The organism is Martelella lutilitoris (assembly GCF_005924265.1).
Classification (GTDB): Bacteria; Pseudomonadota; Alphaproteobacteria; order Rhizobiales; family Rhizobiaceae; genus Martelella; species Martelella lutilitoris.
Genome location: NZ_VCLB01000001.1, coordinates 273,926 through 296,232 on the forward strand (window position 1 = coordinate 273,926; position 22,307 = coordinate 296,232).

Genomic DNA, 22,307 nt, shown 5'->3' on the forward strand with positions numbered 1-22,307 from the left:
TTGTAACAGTGCCTTGATCGCGACGGTTCTCGCTATTCCGCCCTGGATGCCGGCTCAAGGCCGGAATGACGGACGAGGGTGAAGCGAACTTCGTCAACACACTGACGCCGCGTCCCTGACGCGGCGCCTTGTCTGAACCGGGGAAACCTTAATGGTGGAAGCCGGAGGCCTCGTCCTCGGTCAGCGGCTTGGTGATCGGGTGCGCCCTGAAATAGGCAACCGCCGCCTTTATATCCTCGATCAGCAGCGAGCAGAGGTCGATCGACACGCCGTTCCGCACCAGTATCCGCTGGATCGCCTGATCCTCGCAATTGGCGGGGAGCGTATAGGCCGGCACCTGCCAGCCGCGCGAGCGCAGCCGGTCGGCGAGATCGAACAGGGTGTAATTGGTTTTGAGGCCTTCCTTCAGCTTCCATGAGACGGCCGGAATGCCCTTCTCCATGTCGCCGTCAAAGACGATATCGACGAGGCCGGTCTTTTCCAGTTCCTCCGCCAGAAAGGCGGCAGAGCGGTAGCAGGCCTCGTGGACCTTGCGGTAACCCTGACGGCCAAGCCGCAGGAAATTGTAATACTGGCAGATCACCTGGCCGCCGGGACGCGAGAAATTGAGCGCGATATCGCGCATATTACCGCCCAGATAATTGACCCAGAACACCATTTCCTCGGGCAGGTCCTTGTCCTCGCGCCACAGCACCCAGCCGACGCCGAGCGGTGACAGGCCGAACTTGTGACCGGACGCGTTGATCGATTTCACGCGCGGAAGACGAAAATCCCATTCCAGTTCCGGCGCGCAGAAGGGCGCGAGAAAACCGCCGCTCGCCCCGTCCACATGGATCGGAATATCAAGCCCGGTGCGCGCCTGAAGATCATCCAGCGCATCGCTGACCGCCTTCACCGGCTCGTATTCGCCGGTATAGGTGACTCCGAGCGTCGGCACGACGCCGATCGTGTTTTCGTCGCAGAGCTTCAGCACCTCTTCCGGCGTCATCAGCAGGCGGCCGTTCTCCATCGGAATCTCGCGGTGCTCGACATCCCAGTAACGGGTGAACTTGTGCCAGCAGATCTGCACCGGCCCGGTGATCAGATTGGGCTTGTCGGTCGGCTTGCCCTCTGCCTTGCGCCTCGCCTCCCAGCGGCGCTTCATCGCCAGTCCGCCGAGCATGGCCGCTTCGGAGGAGCCGGTGGTGGACGTTCCCGTGATCGGTCCCTCCGGCGCGTGCCACAGGTCGCCCAGCATCCGCACGCAGCGCGCCTCGATCTCGGCCGTCTGCGGATACTCGTCCTTGTCGATCATGTTCTTGTCGATGCAGTCATCCATCAGCTTGTGGATCTCGGGCTCCTCCCAGGTCTGGCAGAAGGTTGCGAGATTCTGCCGGGCATTGCCGTCGAGCAGCAGTTCGTCATGGATCGCCGCATAGGCCAGGCGCGGCGCGCGTTCCCTTTCGGGAAAGCCGGATTTCGGCAGGATCGCCGAAAGATCTGCAGCGCCGTAGGTCTCGTCATTGGGATCAAACAGACCGTCCTGTTCGCGTTCTTCCGCCATCGACTTCATCTCCCTCTGTCGCAGGTCCTAATAAAAAACAAGTATCGGCTCGCTTTCAGGCGGTCAAGACAAGCTGCGTAAGCGCGAACTTTCTTGAACGGATGCGCGCGGACAGGCCTCCGACACTTGATTTCCGGCTTACGGGTCCGTAGAGATCAATCAAACAGGCAAAGCCCGCGCAGACCCGAGGCAAGAGAATTCGGATCATGCAGATCATACTCACCCCTTCCGCAGACGACGCGCCCGATCTGCGCAGTCCGCTTCGCCCGCTTGGCCTTGCCCTCGGTTTTCTGCTCATGCTCCTGCTGTCCGCCTGCACACAGCGCCCCGGACCCGAGGTGATCTACCCGCATCCGGGGGCGACAGTGGAGGGCGCGCGCACCGTGACCGTCTATGTGGCCACCACCCGCGAACCGGCCGAGGAGCCGATTGACGGTTTCACCCCGGAGCGCGAGGACGAAATGAGCTATGCCGAGTTCGTGATCTCGATCCCGCCCGGCCATGATCCCGGCGAGATCGAATGGCCCTATGCGCGCAAGGCCCGTCCCGACGAGCATTTCACGGTTCTCAAGCACACCGCGCTGTCACGGGCGGCCTTCGATGCACGCGTGGCAAAGGCCGCGCGCGAAACCGGAAAAGGGATCGCGGGCGTCTTCGTGCACGGCTTCAACGTCTCCTTCCAGGAGGGCCTGTTCCGCATGGCCCAACTTGCCGCCGACACCGATGTCTCCGGCGTGCCGATCCTGTTTTCCTGGCCGTCGCAGGCGCGCCTTCTCGACTATGCGACCGACAAGGAATCCGCGACATTCTCGCGTGACGGACTAACGGATGTTCTCGAGCAGGTCACCGCGCTTTCCAGTGTGCGTTCGGTCATGCTGTTCGGCCACAGCATGGGCGGCTGGCTGACCATGGAAGCGCTTCGCCAGTTGAGCCTGGAGGGCAACCGCAAGGCGCTGAGGAAACTCAATGTCATCCTCGCAGCGCCCGATATCGACGAGGACGTGTTTGCCGCCCAGGTCGATGTGATCGGCCCGCTTGATCCGCCGCTTCTGGTGATGGTCTCGGGCGACGACCGCGCCCTCGGCTTCTCGCGGTTTATCCAGGGCAACCGCCAGCGCGCGGGCCAGCTCGACATCACCGATCCGGAAGTGCTGGAAATGGCCGAGAGGAAGAATGTGGCCCTGATCGACATTTCCTCTGTGTCGTCGCGCGACGCGCTCAACCACAGCCGCTATGCCGCCCTTGCGGCGATCTATCCCGAGCTCGACGAAGACACCGAGCTCGGCAGCACGGGAAGGCGACCGGGCGCCCGGTTCCTCGATGCCATGGGCCGTACGGTCGACCCAGCGACCGCCAGCGCCGCGCAGGCTGCCAGCGCACGTTAGAGCATCGGGTGATTAATTGGCATCGCCGGATGCTTTGAAGCGGCGGAGAAGGCCGTTTCTGCCGGGCGGAAGCGCGAAATTTCACGGAACCGTTCCTTGCAAACGCGGCCATGATCTTTATGGGTTGAGGATAATATCAAGGACCAAGGGAGGACAGTATGCGCGCCGGATCAAAATACCAGCACCTCATTCACGGAGCGGGCTGTCCGTGCCACACGCCGGAATTCGCCCGCCTGAACAAGCGCCTGATGGACGGCTTCAGCCGACGCTCGGTGCTGAAGGGGGCAGCCGCAACGATTGCCGCCGGCGCGCTTGCCTCCATGCCCTCACTGGCGCAAGCCAATGACCGAGCGGTCCTTCTGACCAATGTGCGTATCTTCGACGGCCTCTCCGACGCGCTCATCGAAGGCCGGAACGTGCTTGTCAGCAACGGCCGGATCGAGGCGCTTATTCCCGTTGCAGAGGATGTTGCCGATGCTGACGTGGTCGATTGCGGCAACCGCGTGCTGATGCCCGGGCTGATCGACGCGCACTGGCATTCGCTGCTTTGCGCCATTCCCATGCAGACGGCAATGACGGCCCAGGTGCCCTATGTTCATCTGGTCGCCGCCGCCGAATCGGAAAAGACGCTGATGCGCGGTTTCACGACGGTGCGCGATGTCGGCGGCCCCGCCTTTGCGCTGAAACGGGCCATCGACGGCGGCAAGGCGATCGGCCCGCGCATCTATCCCGCCGGCGCGATGATCACCCAGACCTCCGGCCACGGCGATTTTCGCATGCCCTATGAGATCCCGGCGTCCGACAACACCGATCTCAGCCATGCGGAAGAAGCCGGCATCTCCTCCATCGCCAACGGCGTGCCGCAGGTGCTGAAACGCGTGCGCGAACAGCTGATGCTCGGCGCCAGCCAGATCAAGATCATGACCGGCGGCGGCGTGTCCTCGCAATATGATCCGATACCGAGCCTGCAGTTCACGCCGGACGAAATCCGCGCCGCTGTCCAGGCGACCGAAGACTGGGGCACCTATGTCTGCGCCCATGTCTATACCGCCGAAGGGATAAAGCGTTCGATCGAAAACGGCGTCGCCTGCATTGAGCACGGCCAGCTGGCGGACGAGGAAACCGTGCGCATGATCGTCGACACGGGAACCTGGTGGAGCATCCAACCTTTCCTGGCGGACGAGGATTCCAACCCGCAGGGCACCGAGCAGCAACGCCAGGACCAGCGCAATATCGCTGAAGGCACGGTGCGCTGTTTCGAATGGGCCGACAAGTTCAACATCGAGCGGATGGTCTGGGGTACGGATATCCTGTTCAATCCGGCCAAGACGAATTCGCAAGGCCGTCAGCTCGCCAAGCTCGCCGAGTGGTTCTCCCCGGCGACGGTTCTGAAAATGGCCACCAGCCGCACGGGCGAACTGCTTCAGCTTTCGGGCGTGCGCAACCCCTATCGCGGGCGGGTCGGCGTGATCGAGGCCGGCGCCTTTGCTGATATGCTATTGATCGACGGAAATCCGCTCGAAGACATTTCGCTGATTGCCGATCCTGACAATATGGCGGTCATCATGAAGGATGGCCGTTTCTTCAAGAACACGCTCGTCTAGGAGACCGAAATGCGCGCATCGGCCGCAAAACTTCTCTTCGCGGGCATGACCACGGCCGCCCTTTCCCACACGGCGCTCGCCGCCGACCCAGTGGAAGCTCCAGCGTCTGCGCCCGTCATGCCGGCAACCACCGATGACTGGACCTTCGCGCTGACGCCCTATATCTGGGGCGCGGGGTTATCCGGAAAGGTCACGCCCTTCTCCGGCGCCCCGACAGTCAGGGTGGAACGCAGCTTTTCCGAAATCCTCGAAGAGCTCAATCTTGCCGGCTTCGTCAATTTCTATGCGACCAACGGCAGGTTCGGCGCCTATGCGGACGTGATGTATGTGGATACCGGCGAAGAACACGCGACCGGCCCGGTCACGCTTCCGGGCATCGGTCCCGTTCCAGGCGTCAACGTCAATCTCGACACCAAGCTTTTCAACGCGGCGCTGTTCGGAACCTACCGCCTGGCCGATACGGACCGCTTCTCGCTCGATGCGCTCGCCGGCGTGCGCGTCTTCAAGGCGTGGGCCGATGTTTCCGCCGGCATCACCGGAACGCCCAATGCCTACCGGGCAAAGAGCGATTTCGGCTGGGTGGACCCGACCATCGGCGCACGCATGGACTATGATTTCGGCAAGGGCTTCAGCTTTGTCGGCCAGGCCGACATCGGCGGTTCTTCCGGGGGAGCGGATCTCACATGGCAGGCCATGGGCGCGGTCAAATATGATGTCTCCGAGACCACGGCCGTGTCGCTTGGCTACAAATACCTCTCCGTCGACTATGACCAGGACGGCCACAAGCTCGACATCGACATGCAGGGACCGACGCTGGGCGTGACCTTCCGCTTCTGATCCGGCGGGCCTGTTAAGCCTGATCGTCAGACTTGGTTGACACTTGGCGCAACCGTGAAGGAAACTGGCCGCAAAGGCCGGGGATGGAAAACGACAAAGAGGGTCAGGTGCGCGGCTTAGTCCAATTGCATAAAGCGGGGTTTGCTCTGTTGGGGCCGGTTTTGCTCGCCTCCTGCGGCATGGGCGAACGCGGCCCGGTCATTCCCTTTTTCGGGGCCTATTTTCCCTCATGGATCGCCTGCTCGCTGATCGGCATCATCAGCGCGGTCATCATCCGGCTGATCTTCATCAAGGCCGGCATTGACGCGGTGATGCCGCTGCGGGTGATTGTCTATCTGTTCATGGCAATCGCCATCGGGCTGGCCTCGTCAATCCTTCTGTTCGGGCGGTAGATCATGTTGAGCACCAAGGCAAAGCTTGTCGCCCTTATCCCGGTCATCGTCATCGGCGCGACCGCCTATCTCGGCTGGACGCATATGACGCGGATGAAAGCGAACATCCTGTCGCAGGACGCGACGCTGACCGCGCCGATCACGCAGATCTCCGCCACCGTTCCCGGCCGGATCGCGGACATTCATGTTGCGGAAAACCAGGCGGTGAAGAAAGGCGATCTTCTCTTCACGCTGGAAGACGAATCCTACCGCCTTCTCGTGGCCCAGGCGGAAGCAGAGCTGAAGGCGGCAGAAGCGCTCTACCAATCTCAAGAGCGCAGCATTGCCGCCGAAACCGCCAATGCTGAGATCGCCGTGCAGCAGATCGAACGCGCGCGGGCCAATCTGGAACTGGCGGAAGAGACGCTGGAACGGCTTCTGCCGCTGCAGCCCAAAGGCTATGTCACCGACCAGCAGGTGCAGGACGCCCGCACTGCGAAACGCGATGCCGAGGTCTCCCTCGAACAGGCGATGCAGCAATCCAAGGCCGCCGATGCGCTGATCTCGACGCCGGAGGAGACGCTGGCCGTCATCGAAGCCCGGAGGGCGGCGCTCGACCTCGCCAAGCACAACCTCGCCAACACCAAGATCTATTCACCCCATGACGGACGCGTCGTCGGACTGAAATTCTCAAGCGGCCAGTTCGTCGTTTCCGGCGCGCCGCTCTTCACCCTGGTCAATACCGGCCAGTGGTTCGCAACCGCGCTCTACCGCGAGGCGGAACTGAAGAACCTGCCCGCCGGCACCTGCGCGTCAGTCTATGTGATGGCCGATCGCGCGGTGGAGATAAAGGGCCGGGTCCAGGGCATCGGCTGGGGGGTGGCAACGGAAAGCATGATCGATCTGCCGAGCGCGCTTCCCTATGTGCCGAAGGAGCTCGACTGGGTGCAGATCGCACAGCGCTTCCCGGTGCGCATCGAACTGATCGATCCGCCGGAAAACCTGATGCGCATCGGCGCATCCGCCTCGACAGTGGTTCGCCATGGCGACGATTGCTGAAAGCGCGCTGAGGCGGAAATCGCACCGGCTCGTCGATGACCTGAGGCCGTTTCCCGGGCGGTTGCGCCTTGCGCTTTCCATCGGCGCCATCTGCGCCATCTCGACCGTCATCTCGATGATGTATCATTTCCCGGAAGCGGCCATCGGCTGCTATCTGGTGATCTTCCTGATGCGCGCCAATGCGGCGGAAAACGTTGTCACCGGCGTCGGCATCATCGTTGCCGTCTCGCTCGTGGTCGTGCTGTTGATCGGCATCATCAACCTGACCATCAACCATCCGCCGGCCCAGATCGCGGCGATCGTCATTGCCTCCTTCATCTTCCTCTATCTCGATTCGGCCACCAAGGCGGGCGAGCAGGCCGGCATCGTCGCGTTGGTGATCGCCTTCGTTTTGACCCTGCTGGGCAATATCCCGCTCGGCGAGATCGCCACCCGCGCCGTGCTTTATGCCTGGGCCATGGTGTTCGTGCCGATGGCGGTGATGGCGGTCTTCAACCTTCTCTTCGGCATTCCGCCGCAAAAGCTTCTGCGCCAAACGATTTCCGAACGGCTGGAGCTTGCCGCGGACCGTCTCGAAAGGCCCGGAGCCGAACACAACCTCGCCTTCACCGATGCGCTCGGCGAGGGCATGGCGGAATCCGACAAGCGATTGTTGCTGACGAAGCTCCTGAACCTCGTCTATGGCAAGGATTATGAATTCCTCGAGCGCGGCCAGGCGCACAGCTACCGGTTGCTGCTGGCCGTCTCTGCTTTGCCGGAAACGGCAGACGTTGAGACCCGCTCGGCACTCGCCGGCTTCTGCCGGGAAATAGCGGAAGCGGCTCTTGCGAAGAAAGACCTACCAGCTTTCGACGCTGATGCTTTCGACGCCGAGCCGGCCTTCGGCGATGTCGCCGCCGCGCTGGACGATCTCAGCCAGATGGCGCCGCTTGAAAAGGGCGCGCCGGTCGATGATCCGGCGGTCTCTCCCGACATCTTCACCAATCCCGTCCATCTGCAGTTCGCGCTGAAGACGACGCTTGCCGCCGTCACCTGCTTCTTCATCTACACGGCGATCGACTGGCAGGGCATCCATACGGCGATGATCACCTGTTATGTCGCAGCCCTCGGCACCACGGGAGACACGGTGCACAAGCTGGTGCTGCGCATCACCGGCTGCCTGATCGGCGCGTTTTTCGGCCTTGTCGCGATCCTCTTCGTCATTCCGCAGCTTGAATCCGTCGGCGGGCTCGCCTTCCTCATCTTTGGCGTCGTCTCGCTGGCCGCATGGGTCTCGACCGGCAATGAGCGGATTTCCTATGGCGGCGTGCAGATCGCGCTCGCCTTTTTGCTGACCGTGCTGCAGGGTTTCGGACCGAGCACGGATCTGAGCGCGGCGGGCGACCGCATCATCGGCATTCTGCTCGGCAATGCCGTGGTCTATGTGATCTTCACCACGATCTGGCCGGTCAGCGTCGGCGACGAGGTGAGACGCCGCGTCGGCCTTGCCACCGCGAAGCTGAAACAGCTTGCCGGGCTGGACTTTGACACCCGTCGCGCCTCGACCGCGCTGGTCGCCTCGGTGCAGAGCGACATCGGCGTGATCCGCAATGCCGTCGAGATGGCTTCCTACGAGCCGCGCAGCATGCGCCCGTCGCTTGAGGCGCGCGGGAACTACGCTGCAAGGGCACAGACGCTGAACGACCTTTCGCTCGCGCTTTATTTCCGGCCGGACCCGCCGCCCGTGCCGGAACCGGACCCGATCACAAGCCCCGCCGATCCGGCGGATTATTCGAAAACCGCCCACACGGGAGAGACGACCTGATGCGAAACCTTCTTTCCGGAATGGCTGGCATCATCGCCATCTTCGCCCTGACGGCGCTCGGCGGCTGCGCGGCGGATTCGCTGTCGCTTGCCCCGCCCTCGCCGGACCGACCCTGGCAGCCGGCGGCGGAAAATACCAATGCGGATGACCTGAGAACAGCGGCACAGGGCGGCACGGAACTGGCGCTCTCGCCGCCCGTCATCGACAATGCCAGGACCTATTCGCTGCCCGAACTGATCGATCTTGCCCAGCGCACCAATCCGGGCACGCGCGCGGCGTGGGAAGAGGCGCGACAGGCAGCGCTTGCCGTCGGCATGGCGGAGGCCACCTATCTGCCGGTCATCACCGCCAATGTGATTGCCGGCACCAACCAGAATGCCGCCGAACTGCCGATCCCGATCGGCGGCAGCGCCTATTTCGACAGCAATATCCAGGGCGTTGTGCCGTTCATGGCGCTGCAATGGCTGGCGCTCGATTTCGGCGGCCGCAGCGCCGTCGTGGAGGCGGCGAAGCAGGTGTCGCTCGCCTCCAACTACCAGTTCAACGCCATGCACCAGAAGCTCGTCTTCGCGGTGACCGGCGCCTATCACGATTACAACGCCGCCCGCGCCCATAAGCGGGCAGCAAGCCAATCGCTTGCCAACAGCCGCACCGTGCTCGACGCGGTCAGCGCAAGGCGCGGGCGCGGCCTTGCCACCTCCGTCGACGAGGCCCAGGCCGAGCAGATCGTCGCCCAGGCCGAACTGGCGCTCGTTCAGGCGAAAGGCAGCGAGCAGGACGCCTATCAGGCGCTTCTCGGCGCGCTTGGCATCTCGCCGATGTCGCAGTTGAAGATCGAGGATACGGCCGGGCGCGGCCTGCCGGCCTCTTCCCGCGCGCCGGTCGACACCATGATCGAGATCGCCCTTTCCAACCGGCCCGACATTCTGGCGGGGTATGCAACGCTCGAGGCGAGCCGCGAGGGCGTGAAAAAGGCGAAATCCGACTTCATGCCGAAGATCGGCGTGTTCGGCACGCTCTCTTCCTACGAAACCGGCGTGACGGCGGGCGGCCTGCCGACCATCGACAATAACGGGCTCAACGGCAATATCATGGTCGGCGCCACCATTCCGCTCTACGACGCCGGCATGCGCGACGCCAATCTGAAACAGGCCGAAAGCCGGGTCGAGGCGGCCAAGCGCAATTTCGAGCAGTTGAAGGACGCCGCCGCCCGCGAGATCGTCGTCGCCTCGAATGCGCTGACGACGGCCCTCCAGGCCAATGCCTCCGCCGTCAAGCTCCGTCAGGCCGCCTACAAGACCTATGATTCCGCGCTCGAGGCCTATCAGAACGGCGTCGGCACGGTCTCGGCGCTGGCGACGGCCGAGACCGGCCTGCTCGAGGCCCGGCTTGCCGAAAGCGATGCGCGCGAGGCGGCCTTTACCGCCGCCGCCAACCTTGCCTTCGTTCTCGGCACCTCGACAGCGGCGCCCCTTCCCCGTTAAGGAGATCGGCGTCGACCATGCCGTCCGGCATGCCCGCAATCAGGAGAGACCATGCACAGTCCGAGTTCGATACCCAAATGGAGCGTGTTGCTGCCGTTTCTGGCTGCCATCATCGTTACGCTCGAAATTTTCGGCGTGCTGCATGACACATCGATGATTTTCCTGGTGCCGGCGGTCCTGCTGCTCGGCGGCGCGGTCTTCGCCTCCGTCCTGCATGCCGAAGTCCTCGGCGCCAAGGTGGGCGAACCGATGGGCTCGATCATCCTGGCCGGCTGCGTGACGCTGATCGAGGTGGCGCTGATCGTCTCGATCATGCTGTCCGGCGCCGAGGGCACGGATGCCGTGGCGCGCGACACGGTATTTTCCGCCGTGATGATCGTGCTGAACGGCATTATCGGCCTATGTCTGGTCGTCGGCGGACGGATCTACCACGCGCAGAGCTTCAAGCTTGCCGCCGCCACGGCCGCCCTTGCCGTGCTTGGCACGCTCTCGACGCTCGCCTTCGTGCTGCCGAACTTCGCGATTTCCGGCCCGGCCCGGCAATATTCCTGGGCCCAGCTTCTCGTCGTCAGCATTTGCTGCCTGGTGCTTTACGGCGTGTTCCTGTTCATCCAGACCGTACGCCACCGCAGCGACTTCACCGAGGAGACCGACGACGAGGGGGGCGAATTCTTCCCTGACCACCACGCACAGCCCTCAGGCCGGATGACCACGACAAGCGCGGTGATGCTGCCGTTTTCGCTGCTGATGGTCATCCTGCTCGCCGAAATGCTGTCCGCGCCGCTTGACCGGAGCATTGCGGCGGCCGGCCTGCCGCAGACGCTTGTCGGCGTGATGATCGCAGCGCTGGTCCTGATGCCGGAGGGCATTTCCTCGGTGCAGGCGGCGTTCAAGAACAGGATCCAGCAAAGCATAAACCTGGTGCTCGGCTCGGCGCTTGCCAGTATCGGCCTGTCGATCCCGATCGTGGCGCTGATCTCGATCGCGCTCGGCAGACAGATGACGCTCGGGCTCGAACCGGAGCAGATGGTGATGCTCATTCTGACGCTGTTCGTCAGCACGATCACGCTCGGAACGGGCCGCACCACCGTTTTGCAGGGCGCGGTCCATCTGGTGATCTTCGCCGTCTTCGTGCTGTTGACGCTGGTGCCCTGACGATCAGGACGCCTCAGCGCGAAGCCTGGATCACGGTTTCGCCTTCTGCCGTCAGGACAAGGTCGCCATTGTCGGCAATATCGAAACCATCGACGCTGTCAATCGCCTGGAAGAAATCGCGTTCCAGCGCCATCAAGGGTTCATCACAAGCCATGTTGGTCGCCGCCAGCGGGCCGATCTCAAGACCGCCCTCGCCGCCGAGCTTGACGAGGCCCATATAGCGATTGCAGCCGGCCGAACCTGATATCCGGCCGTCATCGCCAACCGAAATCGTCACCTCGCCCCTGTCGCCGACGCTCTGCGCGCCAATCTCGAAAACGGTCCATTCCGGCCCGGCAAGAAGCGTCATCGTGTCGCCGCCGCAACCTTTGAGAACACCTGTCGCCGTCGTCAGTTCCGCTGTCTGCGGGAAAAGCCGCCCGCTCATGTCATCGCGGCAAAGCCGGTCGCTGACGGCGAAGGACAGGCCGAAGGCGTTGAAGGCATAGCGATAGGCGCCTTCGGAAATTTCGGCTTCGGGCAGCCGGAGATCGAGCCGGTCATCGCCGTAATTGAGGTCCAGCAGGAAGCGCCCGCCATTGATGACCGCGCGCCAGCCGGGCTCGTTGCCCTGCGCCGTCCAGCGGTCATTCTCGTCGTCAAGGGCCACGCATTCGGGAAAAGTCTCGCCGGAAAGCGTCAGGCTTGCCCTGTCGCCCTTGCTCCAGAATTCGTTCTCGCCGTCTTCGCTGGCAAAGCGCGCGCCATCGGCGGAGATCGCCTGGGGTAATTCGTAGATCATGGCATCGGTCTCGATAACGGCCGTCTCTTCGCGAAAGCCGATCCTGAACCGGTCATCGCCGCAAGCCCAGGTCGTCTGAAAACCGGAGGGCGTGAAACCCGAAAGCCACACTGTGCCGATATCGACATCATCGGCGCCGGCGGCGATTTCGACGGGGTCGCCGACAAAGGCGATCGTGCCGTCGATCATGATCGCGGCGGTCAGCGCCCCCTTCACGCCGGCCGGCACGGCGAGTTCGAAGGCAAGCGGCACCTGACGACCGCCGGTCGGCTCGCTGACGCCGCCAAGTTCGATGCCCTGAAAGCCCGTCACCGTGACAGCCAGTTCGGCGTTGTCCGGCAACGCCATGCGCTCCCGATAACTCGCCTGGCCGGAGACGGTTCGACTTTCCTGGGCAAGCGCCGAAGACGATGCCAGCGCGGCCATCAGCACGATCAAGGTTTTGGACATGGCGACCTCCTGCTTTGTGACGATTTTGGCCCCAAGCCTAACCGTGCGAGACAAGAGGTCAATGTCGGCTGGCCGAAATCAGGCCTCGCTGGCAAACATCGGCCCGCCCTTGTGGCGCGGAAAACCGTAGCCATGGATTTCGACAAGGTCGATATCGGCCGGCTTTTCGGCGATGCCTTCGGCGAGGATCGCGCGTCCCTCGTCCGCCATCGCCTTCACAAGCCGATCGGCAATCGCCTCAAGCGTCAGTGGCGCGGAGCCCGTGATCCGGCCTTTCAGCAGGGCATGCACCGTGTCGGAAACGATCGGGATCCGGCTTCCGGCCTCGTAATCATACCAGCCGCCGCCGGTCTTCTGGCCCTTGCGCCCGGCGCGCACGAGAATATCGCCGAGCGTATCCGGCACAGCCGCGCCTGTGGCCCGCGCGCCCTCGCGCTGCAGGAAGGCGATGTCGAGGCCGCCGAGATCCTGCGCCTCGAACGGACCCATCTTGAAGCCGTAACCGCGCATGGCCGCGTCGATATCGGCAATTGCGACGCCCTGTTCGACCAGGTCTTCGGCCGCCGCGCGGTAGCGCTTGAGGATCCGGTTGCCGATGAAGCCCTCGCAAATGCCGGCGCGCACCGGCATCTTGCCGAGCTTTTTGGCAAGGGCAAAGGCGGTGGCGAGCACGGTCTCGGAAGTCTCCGGCACCGGCACGATTTCAAGAAGCTTCATCACATGGGCAGGCGAGAAGAAATGCAGGCCGATGAAGCGATCAGGATTGGGCAGGCCTTCGGCAATCAGGCGCGGATCGAGGTAGGAGGTGTTGGTGGCCAGCACCGCATCGGGGCGGCAGGCGGCACCGAGCCTTTCAAAGACGGCGCGCTTGACGGAAATCTCCTCGAACACCGCCTCGATCACCAGATCGCAATCGCCGAGCGCCCTGTATTCCGTCGTGCCGCCCAGAGACGCCATCAGCTCGACGCGGCCCGCCTCGGTGAGCTTGCCGCGCTTGACCGAGCCCGCCAGGATGCCGTCGATCGTGCGGACGCCGCGCGCGACAGCCTCCTCGTCGCGCTCGATCAGGGTGACGGAGAACCCGGCAGTGAGCGCCGCGACCGCGATCCCCGCCCCCATCGTGCCGCCGCCGATGACGCCGACGGCAGAGACGGCAAGCGGCTCGATGCCCTTCAAGCTTTCAGGACGGGACGCGGCGCGTTCGGCAAAGAAGACGTGGCGCAGGGCTGCGGCCTCTTTGGAGGCGCGTAGTTCGAGAAAAACGTCGCGCTCGAGTTTCATCGCCGCATCGAACGGGTGTTCAACGGCAAAGCGGATGGAGGCCAGCACCTCCAGCGGCGCGCGATAACCGGGCTTTGCCGCGTCCTTTTCGGCCGCTGCCCAGAAATCTTCCGCAGGAGCCTTGACCGGACGCTCCCGCGTCTTCGGCGGCAGCGGTTTCTCCACAGCCTGTTTTGCGAAGGCGACGGCCTCCCCGACGAGATCACCATCGGCGATCGCATCGATCAGCCCCACCTCAAGCGCGGATTTCGCCTTCATCGGACGGCCCGAGACGGCCAGCTTCACCGCCGTCTCGACGCCCGCAAGGCGCGGCGTGCGCACCGTTCCGGAAGCGCCCGGGATGAGACCAAGCGTGACTTCGGGGAGGCCGACAGAGGCCTTCGCATCAGCAATGCGGAAGCGACAGCCAAGCGCGATCTCGAAGCCGCCGCCAAGTGCGGACCCGTGAATGGCCGCCACCCAGGGCTTTTTCGCTTCCTCAATCGCGGCAACCACATCCGGCAGATGCGGCTCTTGCGGCGGCAGGTTGAACTCGCGCACATCGGCCCCGGCAATGAAGGTGCGCCCGGCGCAGGTGAGCACAACGGCCCTCACCCCATCATCCGCGTCAAGCGTTTCAACGGCGGACACAAGAGCGGCGCGCACGGCATTCGACAGCGCGTTGACGGGCGGATTGTCGATGGTCACCACGGCGATTGCGCCGCGATGGGTGATAGTCATCACAGTCTTCATGTCAGATTCCAAGATAGGCCTCGCGCACCTGCGGATCGGCAATCAGCGCTGCGGCCGCTCCTTCCATGGTGATGCGGCCGGTTTCCATCACATAGCCGCGATCGGCGATCTTCAGCGCGCCATAGGCGTTCTGCTCCACCAGAAGCACGGTGACATCGCGCGCCTTCAGGGCCTTCACCACATCGAAGATCTGCGCCACCAGCAACGGGGCCAGCCCCATGGACGGCTCGTCGAGCAGAAGACAGGCGGGACGGCCCATCAGCGCGCGGGCAATCGCCAGCATCTGCTGCTGGCCGCCGGAAAGCCCGCCCGCCACCAGGTTGCGCTTTTCCTTGAGGATCGGAAACATCTGAAAGGCGTCTTCCATGTCGCGATCGACGCGTTCATCGGTATAGAGGAAGGCGCCGAGCCTGAGGTTTTCCTCGACCGAGAGATTGGTGAAGATCTGCCGGCCCTCCGGCGACTGGGCAAGGCCCTGTTTCAGCCGCCTGAAGGCAGGAACATTTGTCATCACCTCGCCGCGAAAGATCATCTCGCCATCAGTCACCGGCTGCAGGCCGGAGAGACATTTCAAAAGCGTCGTCTTGCCCGCGCCATTGGCGCCGACCACGGTGACGATCTCGCCGGATTTGACCTCGAGATCGATGCCGTGCAGCACCTCGATGCGGCCATAGGCAGAGCGCAGGCCCTTAACCGTCAGCATCGGCGGCCTCCTCTTCCGTTCCCAGATAGGCGGCGATCACCGCCTTGTTGCGCGACACGGTTTCCGGATCGCCCTCGGCGATCTTCTCGCCGTGATCGAGCACCACGATATGGTTGGAGATGCGCATCACCATCTTCATGTCGTGCTCGACGAGAAGGATGGCGATGCCGGTTTTTGCCAGTTCGGCGATCAGCCGGTCGATTTCTTCCGTTTCGACTGCGTTGCAACCGGCCGCCGGCTCGTCAAGCAAAAGGACGCGCGGGGAGACAGCAAGGGCGCGGGCGATTTCCAGCCGCTTCAACGCGCCATAGGAAAGATTTCCGGCCTGACGCTCCGCCGCCTTCTGCAGGCCGACGCGGGCGAGCAGTTCCTGCGCCCCTTTCCTGGCCTCCGCCGCCCGCTTCTTCGAGGCCGGAAGCGACAGAAGATCGGCAACGAGCGCGCCGCGTTCCTGCAGGTGAAACCCGGCGATGACATTTTCCAGCACCGTCATCTCCTGGAAGATCTGCAGGTTCTGGAAGGTGCGCGTCAGGCCGAGGGTCGCCAGTCGGTCGGGCCGCTTGGCGGTAATGTCGCGGCCATCGAGCGTCACCTTGCCCTCGCCGGGCAGATAAACGCCGGAGATCATGTTGAACAGCGTGGTCTTGCCCGCGCCGTTCGGCCCGATCACCGAGACGATCTCGCCGGCGCTCGCCGAAAAGCTGACATTGTTGACGGCGCGCAGGCCGCCGAAGGAAATGCCGAGACCCTGAACATCAAGAAGGCTCATTCGTCCCTCCCCTTCAGTTTGCTTGCGATCGAGGGCAGAAGCCCGCGCGGCAGGAAGATCATCACCGAAATCATGATTGCGCCGAGGACGAGCTGTTCATATTCGGCAAACACGGTCAGCACCTGCGGCAGAAGCGTGAGGATCGCCGCCCCCAGCGTGGCGCCCAGAATCGATCCCACACCGCCGAGGACGGCCATCGACACCATCTCGATCGAATGCATGAAGCCGGCGACATCCGGCGTGATGAACCGGTTCTGCAGCGCCAGGAGCGAGCCTGCGACCGAGGCGTAGATCGCGGAGATGATGAAGGCCTGCAGCTTGACGCGGGCGACATCGATACCGACCGTGCGGGCGGCGACTTCAGACCCGTGCAGCGCGCGCATGGCGCGGCCCGTCGGGCTCATCGCCAGATTGAGCGCGATCCAGACGCCGATGACGAGCACGATGCCGGAAACGCCATACCAGAACTCGCCGCCCGACAGGCGCCAGCCCATGTCGCGCAGAAGATCGCGCAGACCAAGCTCCGGCACGGCCATGCCGTCCGGCCCGCCGGTGAGTTGACGCTCATTGGTCAGGACCAGCGACACGAGAATGCCGAAGCCGAGCGTTGCCACGGCGAGATAATAGCCCTTAAGCTTGAGGATCGGCCGGCCAATGAGCGCCGCGACACCGCCGGAAATCACCGCGCCGAGAAGGGCGGCAAGGGCGGGGTGCAGGCCCAGATACTCCGGCGCGAGCGCGCAGGAATAGGCGCCGATGCCGGCAAAGCCCGCATGGCCGAGCGAGATCTGCCCGGCATAGCCGATGAGGATGACGAGGCCGATCACCGAAAGCGCGTTGACGAAAATCAGCGCGCCGACGCGATAGTAATAGCCCGACGGAAAGAAGAAGGGCAGAATGGCGACTAGGGCCGCGACGATCGCGATCTGGATCCATTTCGAATGTGCTGACATGGCTTCAGACCCTTTCCGTCGACTTCGCGCCGAACAGGCCCTGGGGCATGACGAAAAGCACGGCGAGGATGACGACGAAGGCGACCGCTTCCTTGTATTGCGAGGAGAGATAACCCGCCGTCAGCGCCTCCATCAGGCCGAGCGCGATGCCGCCGACGAGCGCGCCCTTCGGGTTGCCCATGCCGCCGAGCATGGCGGCGGCAAAGCCCTTCAGCGCCAGCGCCACGCCGACATCGTAGCTGACAAGCGTGATCGGCGTGATCAGCACGCCCGCAAGGGCGGCGATCGCGGCCGACAGCGAGAAGGAGAGCGTCATCACCCAGTTGGTGTTGATGCCGACAAGTTGGGCGGCGAGCCGGTTGTTGGCGGCCGCCAGAACGGCCTTGCCGGTCAGCGTCTTCGTAAAGAAGGCCCACAGACCGACGAAGACAAAGACGGCGCCGCCGATCACCCACAGGCTTTGCGGCAGAATGGTCGCGCCGAGAATGTGAATCGGGTCGTCGCCGGAAAAGGCGGGAAAGCGATGAAGCTGCTTGTCGAAGACAAGCTGCGCCACGCCGCGGATGAAGATCGACGCGCCGATGGTGATGATCACCAGCGAGACCACCGGGGCACCGCGCGCGGGTTCGATCGCAAGCTTGTTGAGCGCGACGCCGACGGCTGCGGTGATGACGATGGCAACAAGTCCTGCCAGCGGCAGCGGCAGGCCGGCGGCATAGGTAAAGGCGGTGATCATGCCGCCCAGCATAACGAATTCGCCCTGCGCGAAATTCACCACGTCGGAGGCGTTGTAGATGATCGTGAAGCCGAGCGCGACCAGCGCGTAGACCGCGCCGACCGTGAACCCCGACAGAATGAATTGCATCAATGCGTCCATGGATGGATCCCGAACGGTGACTGCTGGTAAGCGGCGGATACCCCCCGCGGCGAACGCCCCGCGCCGTTATTCCTTGGCGCGGGGGTCAGTTATTTGACAAAGGCCCTTGCCTCACCTTCCGTCATGCCGGCCTTGAGCCGGCATCCAGGGCCAGATATCGAAGACCATCAAATCAAGGTCCTGATACAAAGGTGTTTTGTCGCCCTGGACCCCGGATCAAGTCCGGGGTGACGGAGAATGGGGAAGCAAACGCCATTTGCCTGCAACAGGCTTTGACGCTAGCCCGATCCCGCGCCCGTCAAGAGCGCGGGGTGTCTTTCAAATCGTCAGTCGATCGACGTCCAGCCGCCATTCTCGATTTCGAGCATGCGGAAGGCGGAAAGATCGAGGCCGAGATGATTGTCCGGACCCATGGTGTAGACGCCGGTGGTGCCGACGAGACCGTCGGTGGCTTCCAGCGCGTCACGGATGGCATCGGGGTCTTCGCCGCCGGCTTCGGTCATGGCGTTGATCATCAGCAGGAAGGCGTCATTGGCGTAGCCGCCGAAGGTCGAGACGTTCTGGTTGTACTTTTCCTCATAGGCGGTCTTGTAGGTCATCACCACATCGCGCTGGATATCGTCTTCCGGCAGAATGTCGGCGATCAGAAGTGCCGTACCCGGCAGGCGCACGCCCTCCGACGCTTCGGGACCGACGAGCTCGATGAAGCTGTCGGAGGCCACGCCGTGGCTCTGGTAGAGCGGCAGGTCGATGCCGAGCTGGCTGGCATTGCGGGTGACGATCGCCGGACCCTGGCCGAAGCCCGGGTTGAGGATCGCCTGGACGCCCTCGGTGTTCTTGATCTTGGTGAGCTGCGGCGTCATGTCGGCGTCACTCGGGCCATAGATCTCGTCGGCGAGGATTTCGATGCCATAGCTGCCGGCAACATCCTTGCACTGGGCCTGCATCGAAGCGCCGAAACCGTCCGTGCCGGAGATCATGCCGATCCTGGTGATGCCGTTCTTCTGCATGTTGTCGAAGATCTTTTCACACGCCATGCGGTCGGTGTGCGGCGTCTTGAAGACGTAGTCCTTCACCGGATCGATGATCTGGATGGCGCCGGCGAGCGAGATGAAGGGAATGCCTTCGTCCTCGGCAACCGACAGGATCGACATGGAGGTGCCGGTGGTGGTGCCGCCGATGATGGCGACCACTTCGTCGTCCTCGATCAGGCGGGTGGCGAAGGTGCGCGCCTTGTTCGGGTCGCCGCCATCATCATAGAGCGTCAGATCGATCTTCTCGCCGTTGATGCCGCCATTGGCGTTCAGTTCCTCGACCAGCATCTCGATGGTCTTGGCCTCCGGATCGCCGAGAAAGGCGGCAGGACCCGTGGCCGAAAGGCTGGCGCCGAGCTTGATTTCGGCGCTCGCGGCCGTTGCGAGACCGAGCGTGGCGAGCATCGCCAGTGCCGTTGTTGTCGTCAATTTCATTGGATTCTCCTCCCTGATTTATCCAAAACGAGCTGTCAGGCCACCCCTCAGGCGGCTCTGGGCCAGCGGATCATGACGCGCCGGAAGCGCGGCGCGACAAAGGCCGTGTCGGTGAGGCTTGCATTGCCCGAGGGGTTTGCTCCCGTGACATGGTAGTCCGAGAAAGCCGCCGACTGATTGACATAGATATTGCCGGTGAGGTTCACCGAGAGATTGACGCCGGCCTTCGAAAAGGCGTTTGCGGCCTCCTCGATCAGCGCGCCGTCCGTGGCGTAGAGCGCGGCCGTGATCGCGCCCTTCTCCGCCGCGATCGCAGAGGCCCTGGCGATGGCGTCATGCGCATCATCACAGGCGATGAGGAAAGAAACCGGGCCGAAGCATTCGTCACGCTCAAGGCCGCCTTCGCGGTCATCGGCCACAACAAGAAGCGGCGTCGCCGAGGCACCAAGCCCGGTTTCGCGGCTCTCGCGCACGACGCGGCCCGCTTGCCGGGCTTTCTCGATGCGCCCGAACGTCGCGGGATTGGCGATCGCACCGCAGATGGAAGAGGCCTGCGCGCCGTCTTCAAGCAGCCTGTCGATGGCTGCGACGATGCCGCTGACGACCTCATCGAAGCTCCTGTGTCCCACATCCGTCTCTATGCCGCCCTTCGGCAGATAGAGGTTCTGGGGCGAGGTGCACATCTGGCCGGAATAGAGCGACAGCGAAAAGGCGATATTGTCGCACATGCCGGCAAAATCATCCGTGCCGGTGATGGTGATCGAGTTGACGCCGGTCTCCTCGGTGAAGACGAGAGCGCCGCCCGCGTTCTTCCGCAGCCAGGCGGCGAAGACGGAAGAGCCGGTATAATCAATGATCGAGAAGGCCTGGGTTTCGACGAGCGCCTTGGTGATTTCCGCGCCCGGCTCGTCTGCGGCGAGCAGAACCACGTCTGGCGAGAAACCTTCTTCCACCAGAACCGCGCGCACCACCTTGACGGTGAGCGCCAGCGGCAGGATTGCGCCCGGATGCGGTTTGACGATCACGGCATTGCCGGTGGCGAGACTGGCGAACAGGCCCGGATAGCCGTTCCAGTTCGGGAAAGTCTGGCAACCGATCATCAGCGACAGGCCGCGCGGGACAATGCGCCAGCGCTTTTCCAGCGTGATCGGCTCGCGCTTGCCCTGCGGCTTTTCCCATGTGGCGGCGGTGGCGCTGCCGGTCATCTCCGCATAGGCCGCGGCAACGGCTTCAAGGCCACGATCCTGCGCATGCGGGCCGCCGGCCTGGAAGGCCATGGGAAAGGCCTGGCCGGTGGTGTGCATGGTGGCGTGGCCAATGAGAAAGCTCATGGCGTTGAGGCGGGTGAGCGCCTCAAGAAGAATGCCGGCGCGGGTTTCCGGATCGGCGGAGGCCCAGGGCTCGGCAGCCTTTTCGGAGGCCGCGATCAGCGTTGCCGGATCGGCGGCAGGATAGGTGATGGAAAGGCTCTTGCCCCAGGGCGCGTTCTCGCGGCCAACGCGGCGCGTCTCGAGATGGCTTGGGATATCGAAAGCGTTGCCGACAAGCGCCTCGAAGGCGGCAATGCCGTCCGCCTTGGCGGTTTCGCCATAGATCTTGCCCGACGGCACTTCCGGAAAGGGCGTCCAGAAGGCGCGGGTCTTCAGCGCTTCCACCGCCCGCGCCAGCAGCGCGGAATGGCGATCGTACAGGTTCGTCATGTCTCCTCCCAAATTCCGGAGACTATTATTGACCGACCGGACGGTTTATGCAACAACAATTATCAACCGCGCTTGAGGAGAGCGCGACGGGAGGCAAGAATGACCGATAATGAAAGCGTGCTCGTCACGTTGAAAGATGGCGTGTTGGGTGTAACGCTCAATCGTCCCGACAAGCTGAATTCCTTCAATGTCGACATGCACCTCGCGCTGCGGGCAGCGCTGCAACGCGCCCATGACGAGGCCGAAATCCGCGCCGTTCTTCTGACCGGCGCCGGCCGCGCCTTCTCCGCCGGCCAGGACCTCGGCGACCGCGACCCGCGCAAGATGCCGGAAAAGCCGGACCTCGGCGAAACGCTCGAGACCTATTACAATCCGACGCTGCGGCTGATCCGCTCGCTGGAAAAGCCGGTGATTGCCGCCGTTAACGGCGTGGCCGCCGGTGCCGGCGCCAATATCGCCTTTGCCTGCGATATCGTGCTGGCGGCAAAATCCGCGAAATTCATTCAAGCCTTTTCCAAGATCGGCCTCATTCCCGATGCCGGCGGCAGCTGGTCGCTGACGCGCGCGCTCGGCGAGCCGCGCGCCAAGGCGCTGGCGATGACCGCCGAGCCGCTTATCGCCGAAAAGGCCGAAGACTGGGGCCTGATCTGGAAGGCTGTCGATGACGCGGCGCTGATGGAAGAGGCGACCGGCCTGGCGGCAAAGCTTGCAGGCGGCCCGACGAAGGGGCTGGGACTGACCAAACGGCTGATCCAGGCGGCCTCCGAAAACGACCTCTCCACCCATCTGGACATGGAGCGCGACTGCCAGCGCGAGGCGGGCCGCACGGATGACTATGCCGAGGGCGTCACCGCCTTCCTCGAAAAGCGCGCGCCGGTTTTCAGAGGAAAATGAGCATGGAGGCAACCATCAACGCGATGAGCCCGCAGGAACTGGCCGAAGCCTGTGCCAGGGCCATGTGGAACGACGACAACGCCTCACGCCACCTCGGCATGACAATCGAGCATATTGCCCCCGGCGAGGCAACGCTTTCCATGACGCTGACGGAGACGATGGCCAACGGCCACGGCAATGCCCATGGCGGCTATCTGTTCACCCTTGCCGACAGCGCCTTTGCCTTCGCCTGCAACACCTACAACCAGCTGACCGTCGCCCAGCACTGCTCCATTACCTATACCGCGCCGGGCAGGCTTGGCGACCGCCTGACGGCATGCGCGCGCGAGGTTTCGCGCAGGGGCCGGTCCGGCATCTATGATATAAGCGTGACACGGGAGGACGGAACGGTGATCGCCGAATTCCGCGGTCATTCGCGCACCATCAACGGCACGCTGCTGAAAGCCTGACCGGCAG

At 63.5% G+C, this 22,307-nt stretch carries 19 protein-coding genes; 10 read left to right on the forward strand and 9 right to left on the reverse strand.

The genetic code is table 11. From position 1 onward, the window contains the following. Positions 1-148 precede the first annotated feature (148 nt). Positions 149-1,543 carry a glutamate decarboxylase gene (gene gad, locus FF124_RS01275; RefSeq protein WP_138746663.1) on the reverse strand — a complete coding sequence of 465 codons (1,395 nt, stop codon included), beginning with the start codon at positions 1,541-1,543 and terminating at the stop codon, positions 149-151. A 206-nt stretch (positions 1,544-1,749) separates the two neighbouring features. On the opposite strand from gad, the gene FF124_RS01280 reads away from it, so the two are divergent. The 8 genes from FF124_RS01280 to FF124_RS01315 all read left to right on the forward strand — a co-directional run bounded on the left by FF124_RS01280 (position 1,750) and on the right by FF124_RS01315 (position 11,242). Further along, positions 1,750-2,928, forward strand: a complete 1,179-nt coding sequence (locus FF124_RS01280; protein WP_138746664.1) for an alpha/beta hydrolase — start codon at positions 1,750-1,752, stop codon at positions 2,926-2,928. A 158-nt stretch (positions 2,929-3,086) separates the two neighbouring features. Further along, positions 3,087-4,532: a metal-dependent hydrolase family protein gene (locus FF124_RS01285; RefSeq protein ID WP_138746665.1), complete on the forward strand. Its 1,446-nt coding sequence runs from the start codon at positions 3,087-3,089 to the stop codon at positions 4,530-4,532. Positions 4,533-4,541: 9 nt separating this feature from the next. Then, positions 4,542-5,369: a porin family protein gene (locus tag FF124_RS01290; protein WP_138746666.1), complete on the forward strand. Its 828-nt coding sequence runs from the start codon at positions 4,542-4,544 to the stop codon at positions 5,367-5,369. Between the two features lie 149 nt (positions 5,370-5,518). Further along, entirely contained in the window at positions 5,519-5,761 is a 243-nt protein-coding gene (locus tag FF124_RS01295) for a YtcA family lipoprotein (RefSeq protein ID WP_246072137.1), read from the forward strand. Positions 5,762-5,764: 3 nt separating this feature from the next. After that, positions 5,765-6,799 (forward strand): multidrug transporter subunit MdtN, encoded by a 1,035-nt coding sequence (mdtN, locus tag FF124_RS01300; RefSeq protein WP_138746667.1) that lies wholly within the window; start codon positions 5,765-5,767, stop codon positions 6,797-6,799. Beyond that, the gene (locus FF124_RS01305; protein ID WP_138746668.1) at positions 6,783-8,603 is read left to right on the forward strand and encodes an FUSC family protein; all 1,821 of its coding nucleotides are present in this window, start codon (positions 6,783-6,785) and stop codon (positions 8,601-8,603) included. The genes mdtN and FF124_RS01305 overlap by 17 nt, the downstream gene beginning before the upstream one ends. Further along, complete coding sequence (locus FF124_RS01310; protein WP_138746669.1) at positions 8,603-10,087, forward strand: TolC family protein; 1,485 nt, start codon at positions 8,603-8,605, stop codon at positions 10,085-10,087. The genes FF124_RS01305 and FF124_RS01310 overlap by 1 nt, the downstream gene beginning before the upstream one ends. A gap of 51 nt (positions 10,088-10,138) precedes the next feature. Continuing rightward, complete coding sequence (locus FF124_RS01315; RefSeq protein ID WP_138746670.1) at positions 10,139-11,242, forward strand: calcium:cation antiporter; 1,104 nt, start codon at positions 10,139-10,141, stop codon at positions 11,240-11,242. Positions 11,243-11,255: 13 nt separating this feature from the next. Here the strand turns inward: FF124_RS01315 and FF124_RS01320 are convergent, their stop codons facing one another. The 8 genes from FF124_RS01320 to paaN form a co-directional block, all read right to left on the reverse strand. After that, entirely contained in the window at positions 11,256-12,473 is a 1,218-nt protein-coding gene (locus FF124_RS01320; RefSeq protein ID WP_138746671.1) for an META domain-containing protein, read from the reverse strand. A gap of 78 nt (positions 12,474-12,551) precedes the next feature. Beyond that, complete coding sequence (locus FF124_RS01325; protein WP_138746672.1) at positions 12,552-14,486, reverse strand: 3-hydroxyacyl-CoA dehydrogenase NAD-binding domain-containing protein; 1,935 nt, start codon at positions 14,484-14,486, stop codon at positions 12,552-12,554. 1 nt (position 14,487) lies between these two features. Beyond that, on the reverse strand, positions 14,488-15,189 hold the full coding sequence (locus tag FF124_RS01330; protein WP_138746673.1) for an ABC transporter ATP-binding protein: 702 nt from the start codon (positions 15,187-15,189) through the stop codon (positions 14,488-14,490). Then, positions 15,176-15,958 (reverse strand): ABC transporter ATP-binding protein, encoded by a 783-nt coding sequence (locus FF124_RS01335; RefSeq protein WP_138746674.1) that lies wholly within the window; start codon positions 15,956-15,958, stop codon positions 15,176-15,178. The genes FF124_RS01330 and FF124_RS01335 overlap by 14 nt, the downstream gene beginning before the upstream one ends. Beyond that, complete coding sequence (locus tag FF124_RS01340) at positions 15,955-16,911, reverse strand: branched-chain amino acid ABC transporter permease (protein WP_138746675.1); 957 nt, start codon at positions 16,909-16,911, stop codon at positions 15,955-15,957. Before FF124_RS01340 ends, FF124_RS01335 begins: the two co-directional genes overlap by 4 nt. Before the next feature lie 4 nt (positions 16,912-16,915). Next, positions 16,916-17,788 carry a branched-chain amino acid ABC transporter permease gene (locus FF124_RS01345; protein ID WP_138746676.1) on the reverse strand — a complete coding sequence of 291 codons (873 nt, stop codon included), beginning with the start codon at positions 17,786-17,788 and terminating at the stop codon, positions 16,916-16,918. Between the two features lie 326 nt (positions 17,789-18,114). Further along, entirely contained in the window at positions 18,115-19,257 is a 1,143-nt protein-coding gene (locus FF124_RS01350; protein ID WP_138746677.1) for an ABC transporter substrate-binding protein, read from the reverse strand. A 47-nt stretch (positions 19,258-19,304) separates the two neighbouring features. Further along, entirely contained in the window at positions 19,305-20,957 is a 1,653-nt protein-coding gene (gene paaN, locus FF124_RS01355; protein ID WP_138746678.1) for a phenylacetic acid degradation protein PaaN, read from the reverse strand. 99 nt (positions 20,958-21,056) lie between these two features. Here paaN and paaG point away from each other — a divergent pair, with 99 nt between their 5' ends. Both paaG and paaI read left to right on the forward strand, forming a co-directional pair. Further along, the gene (gene paaG / locus FF124_RS01360; protein WP_138746679.1) at positions 21,057-21,851 is read left to right on the forward strand and encodes a 2-(1,2-epoxy-1,2-dihydrophenyl)acetyl-CoA isomerase PaaG; all 795 of its coding nucleotides are present in this window, start codon (positions 21,057-21,059) and stop codon (positions 21,849-21,851) included. A gap of 2 nt (positions 21,852-21,853) precedes the next feature. Then, positions 21,854-22,300, forward strand: a complete 447-nt coding sequence (paaI, locus tag FF124_RS01365) for a hydroxyphenylacetyl-CoA thioesterase PaaI (protein ID WP_210237414.1) — start codon at positions 21,854-21,856, stop codon at positions 22,298-22,300. Positions 22,301-22,307: the final 7 nt, after the last annotated feature.

Coding starts and splice junctions, on each gene's coding strand:
- gad (WP_138746663.1), bottom strand. CDS start 1,543: ATGGCGGAAGAACGCGAACAGGACGGTCTGTTTGATCCCAATGACGAG.
- FF124_RS01280 (WP_138746664.1), top strand. CDS start 1,750: ATGCAGATCATACTCACCCCTTCCGCAGACGACGCGCCCGATCTGCGC.
- FF124_RS01285 (WP_138746665.1), top strand. CDS start 3,087: ATGCGCGCCGGATCAAAATACCAGCACCTCATTCACGGAGCGGGCTGT.
- FF124_RS01290 (WP_138746666.1), top strand. CDS start 4,542: ATGCGCGCATCGGCCGCAAAACTTCTCTTCGCGGGCATGACCACGGCC.
- mdtN (WP_138746667.1), top strand. CDS start 5,765: ATGTTGAGCACCAAGGCAAAGCTTGTCGCCCTTATCCCGGTCATCGTC.
- FF124_RS01305 (WP_138746668.1), top strand. CDS start 6,783: ATGGCGACGATTGCTGAAAGCGCGCTGAGGCGGAAATCGCACCGGCTC.
- FF124_RS01310 (WP_138746669.1), top strand. CDS start 8,603: ATGCGAAACCTTCTTTCCGGAATGGCTGGCATCATCGCCATCTTCGCC.
- FF124_RS01315 (WP_138746670.1), top strand. CDS start 10,139: ATGCACAGTCCGAGTTCGATACCCAAATGGAGCGTGTTGCTGCCGTTT.
- FF124_RS01320 (WP_138746671.1), bottom strand. CDS start 12,473: ATGTCCAAAACCTTGATCGTGCTGATGGCCGCGCTGGCATCGTCTTCG.
- FF124_RS01325 (WP_138746672.1), bottom strand. CDS start 14,486: ATGAAGACTGTGATGACTATCACCCATCGCGGCGCAATCGCCGTGGTG.
- FF124_RS01330 (WP_138746673.1), bottom strand. CDS start 15,189: ATGCTGACGGTTAAGGGCCTGCGCTCTGCCTATGGCCGCATCGAGGTG.
- FF124_RS01335 (WP_138746674.1), bottom strand. CDS start 15,958: ATGAGCCTTCTTGATGTTCAGGGTCTCGGCATTTCCTTCGGCGGCCTG.
- FF124_RS01340 (WP_138746675.1), bottom strand. CDS start 16,911: ATGTCAGCACATTCGAAATGGATCCAGATCGCGATCGTCGCGGCCCTA.
- FF124_RS01345 (WP_138746676.1), bottom strand. CDS start 17,788: ATGGACGCATTGATGCAATTCATTCTGTCGGGGTTCACGGTCGGCGCG.
- FF124_RS01350 (WP_138746677.1), bottom strand. CDS start 19,257: ATGAAATTGACGACAACAACGGCACTGGCGATGCTCGCCACGCTCGGT.
- paaN (WP_138746678.1), bottom strand. CDS start 20,957: ATGACGAACCTGTACGATCGCCATTCCGCGCTGCTGGCGCGGGCGGTG.
- paaG (WP_138746679.1), top strand. CDS start 21,057: ATGACCGATAATGAAAGCGTGCTCGTCACGTTGAAAGATGGCGTGTTG.
- paaI (WP_210237414.1), top strand. CDS start 21,854: ATGGAGGCAACCATCAACGCGATGAGCCCGCAGGAACTGGCCGAAGCC.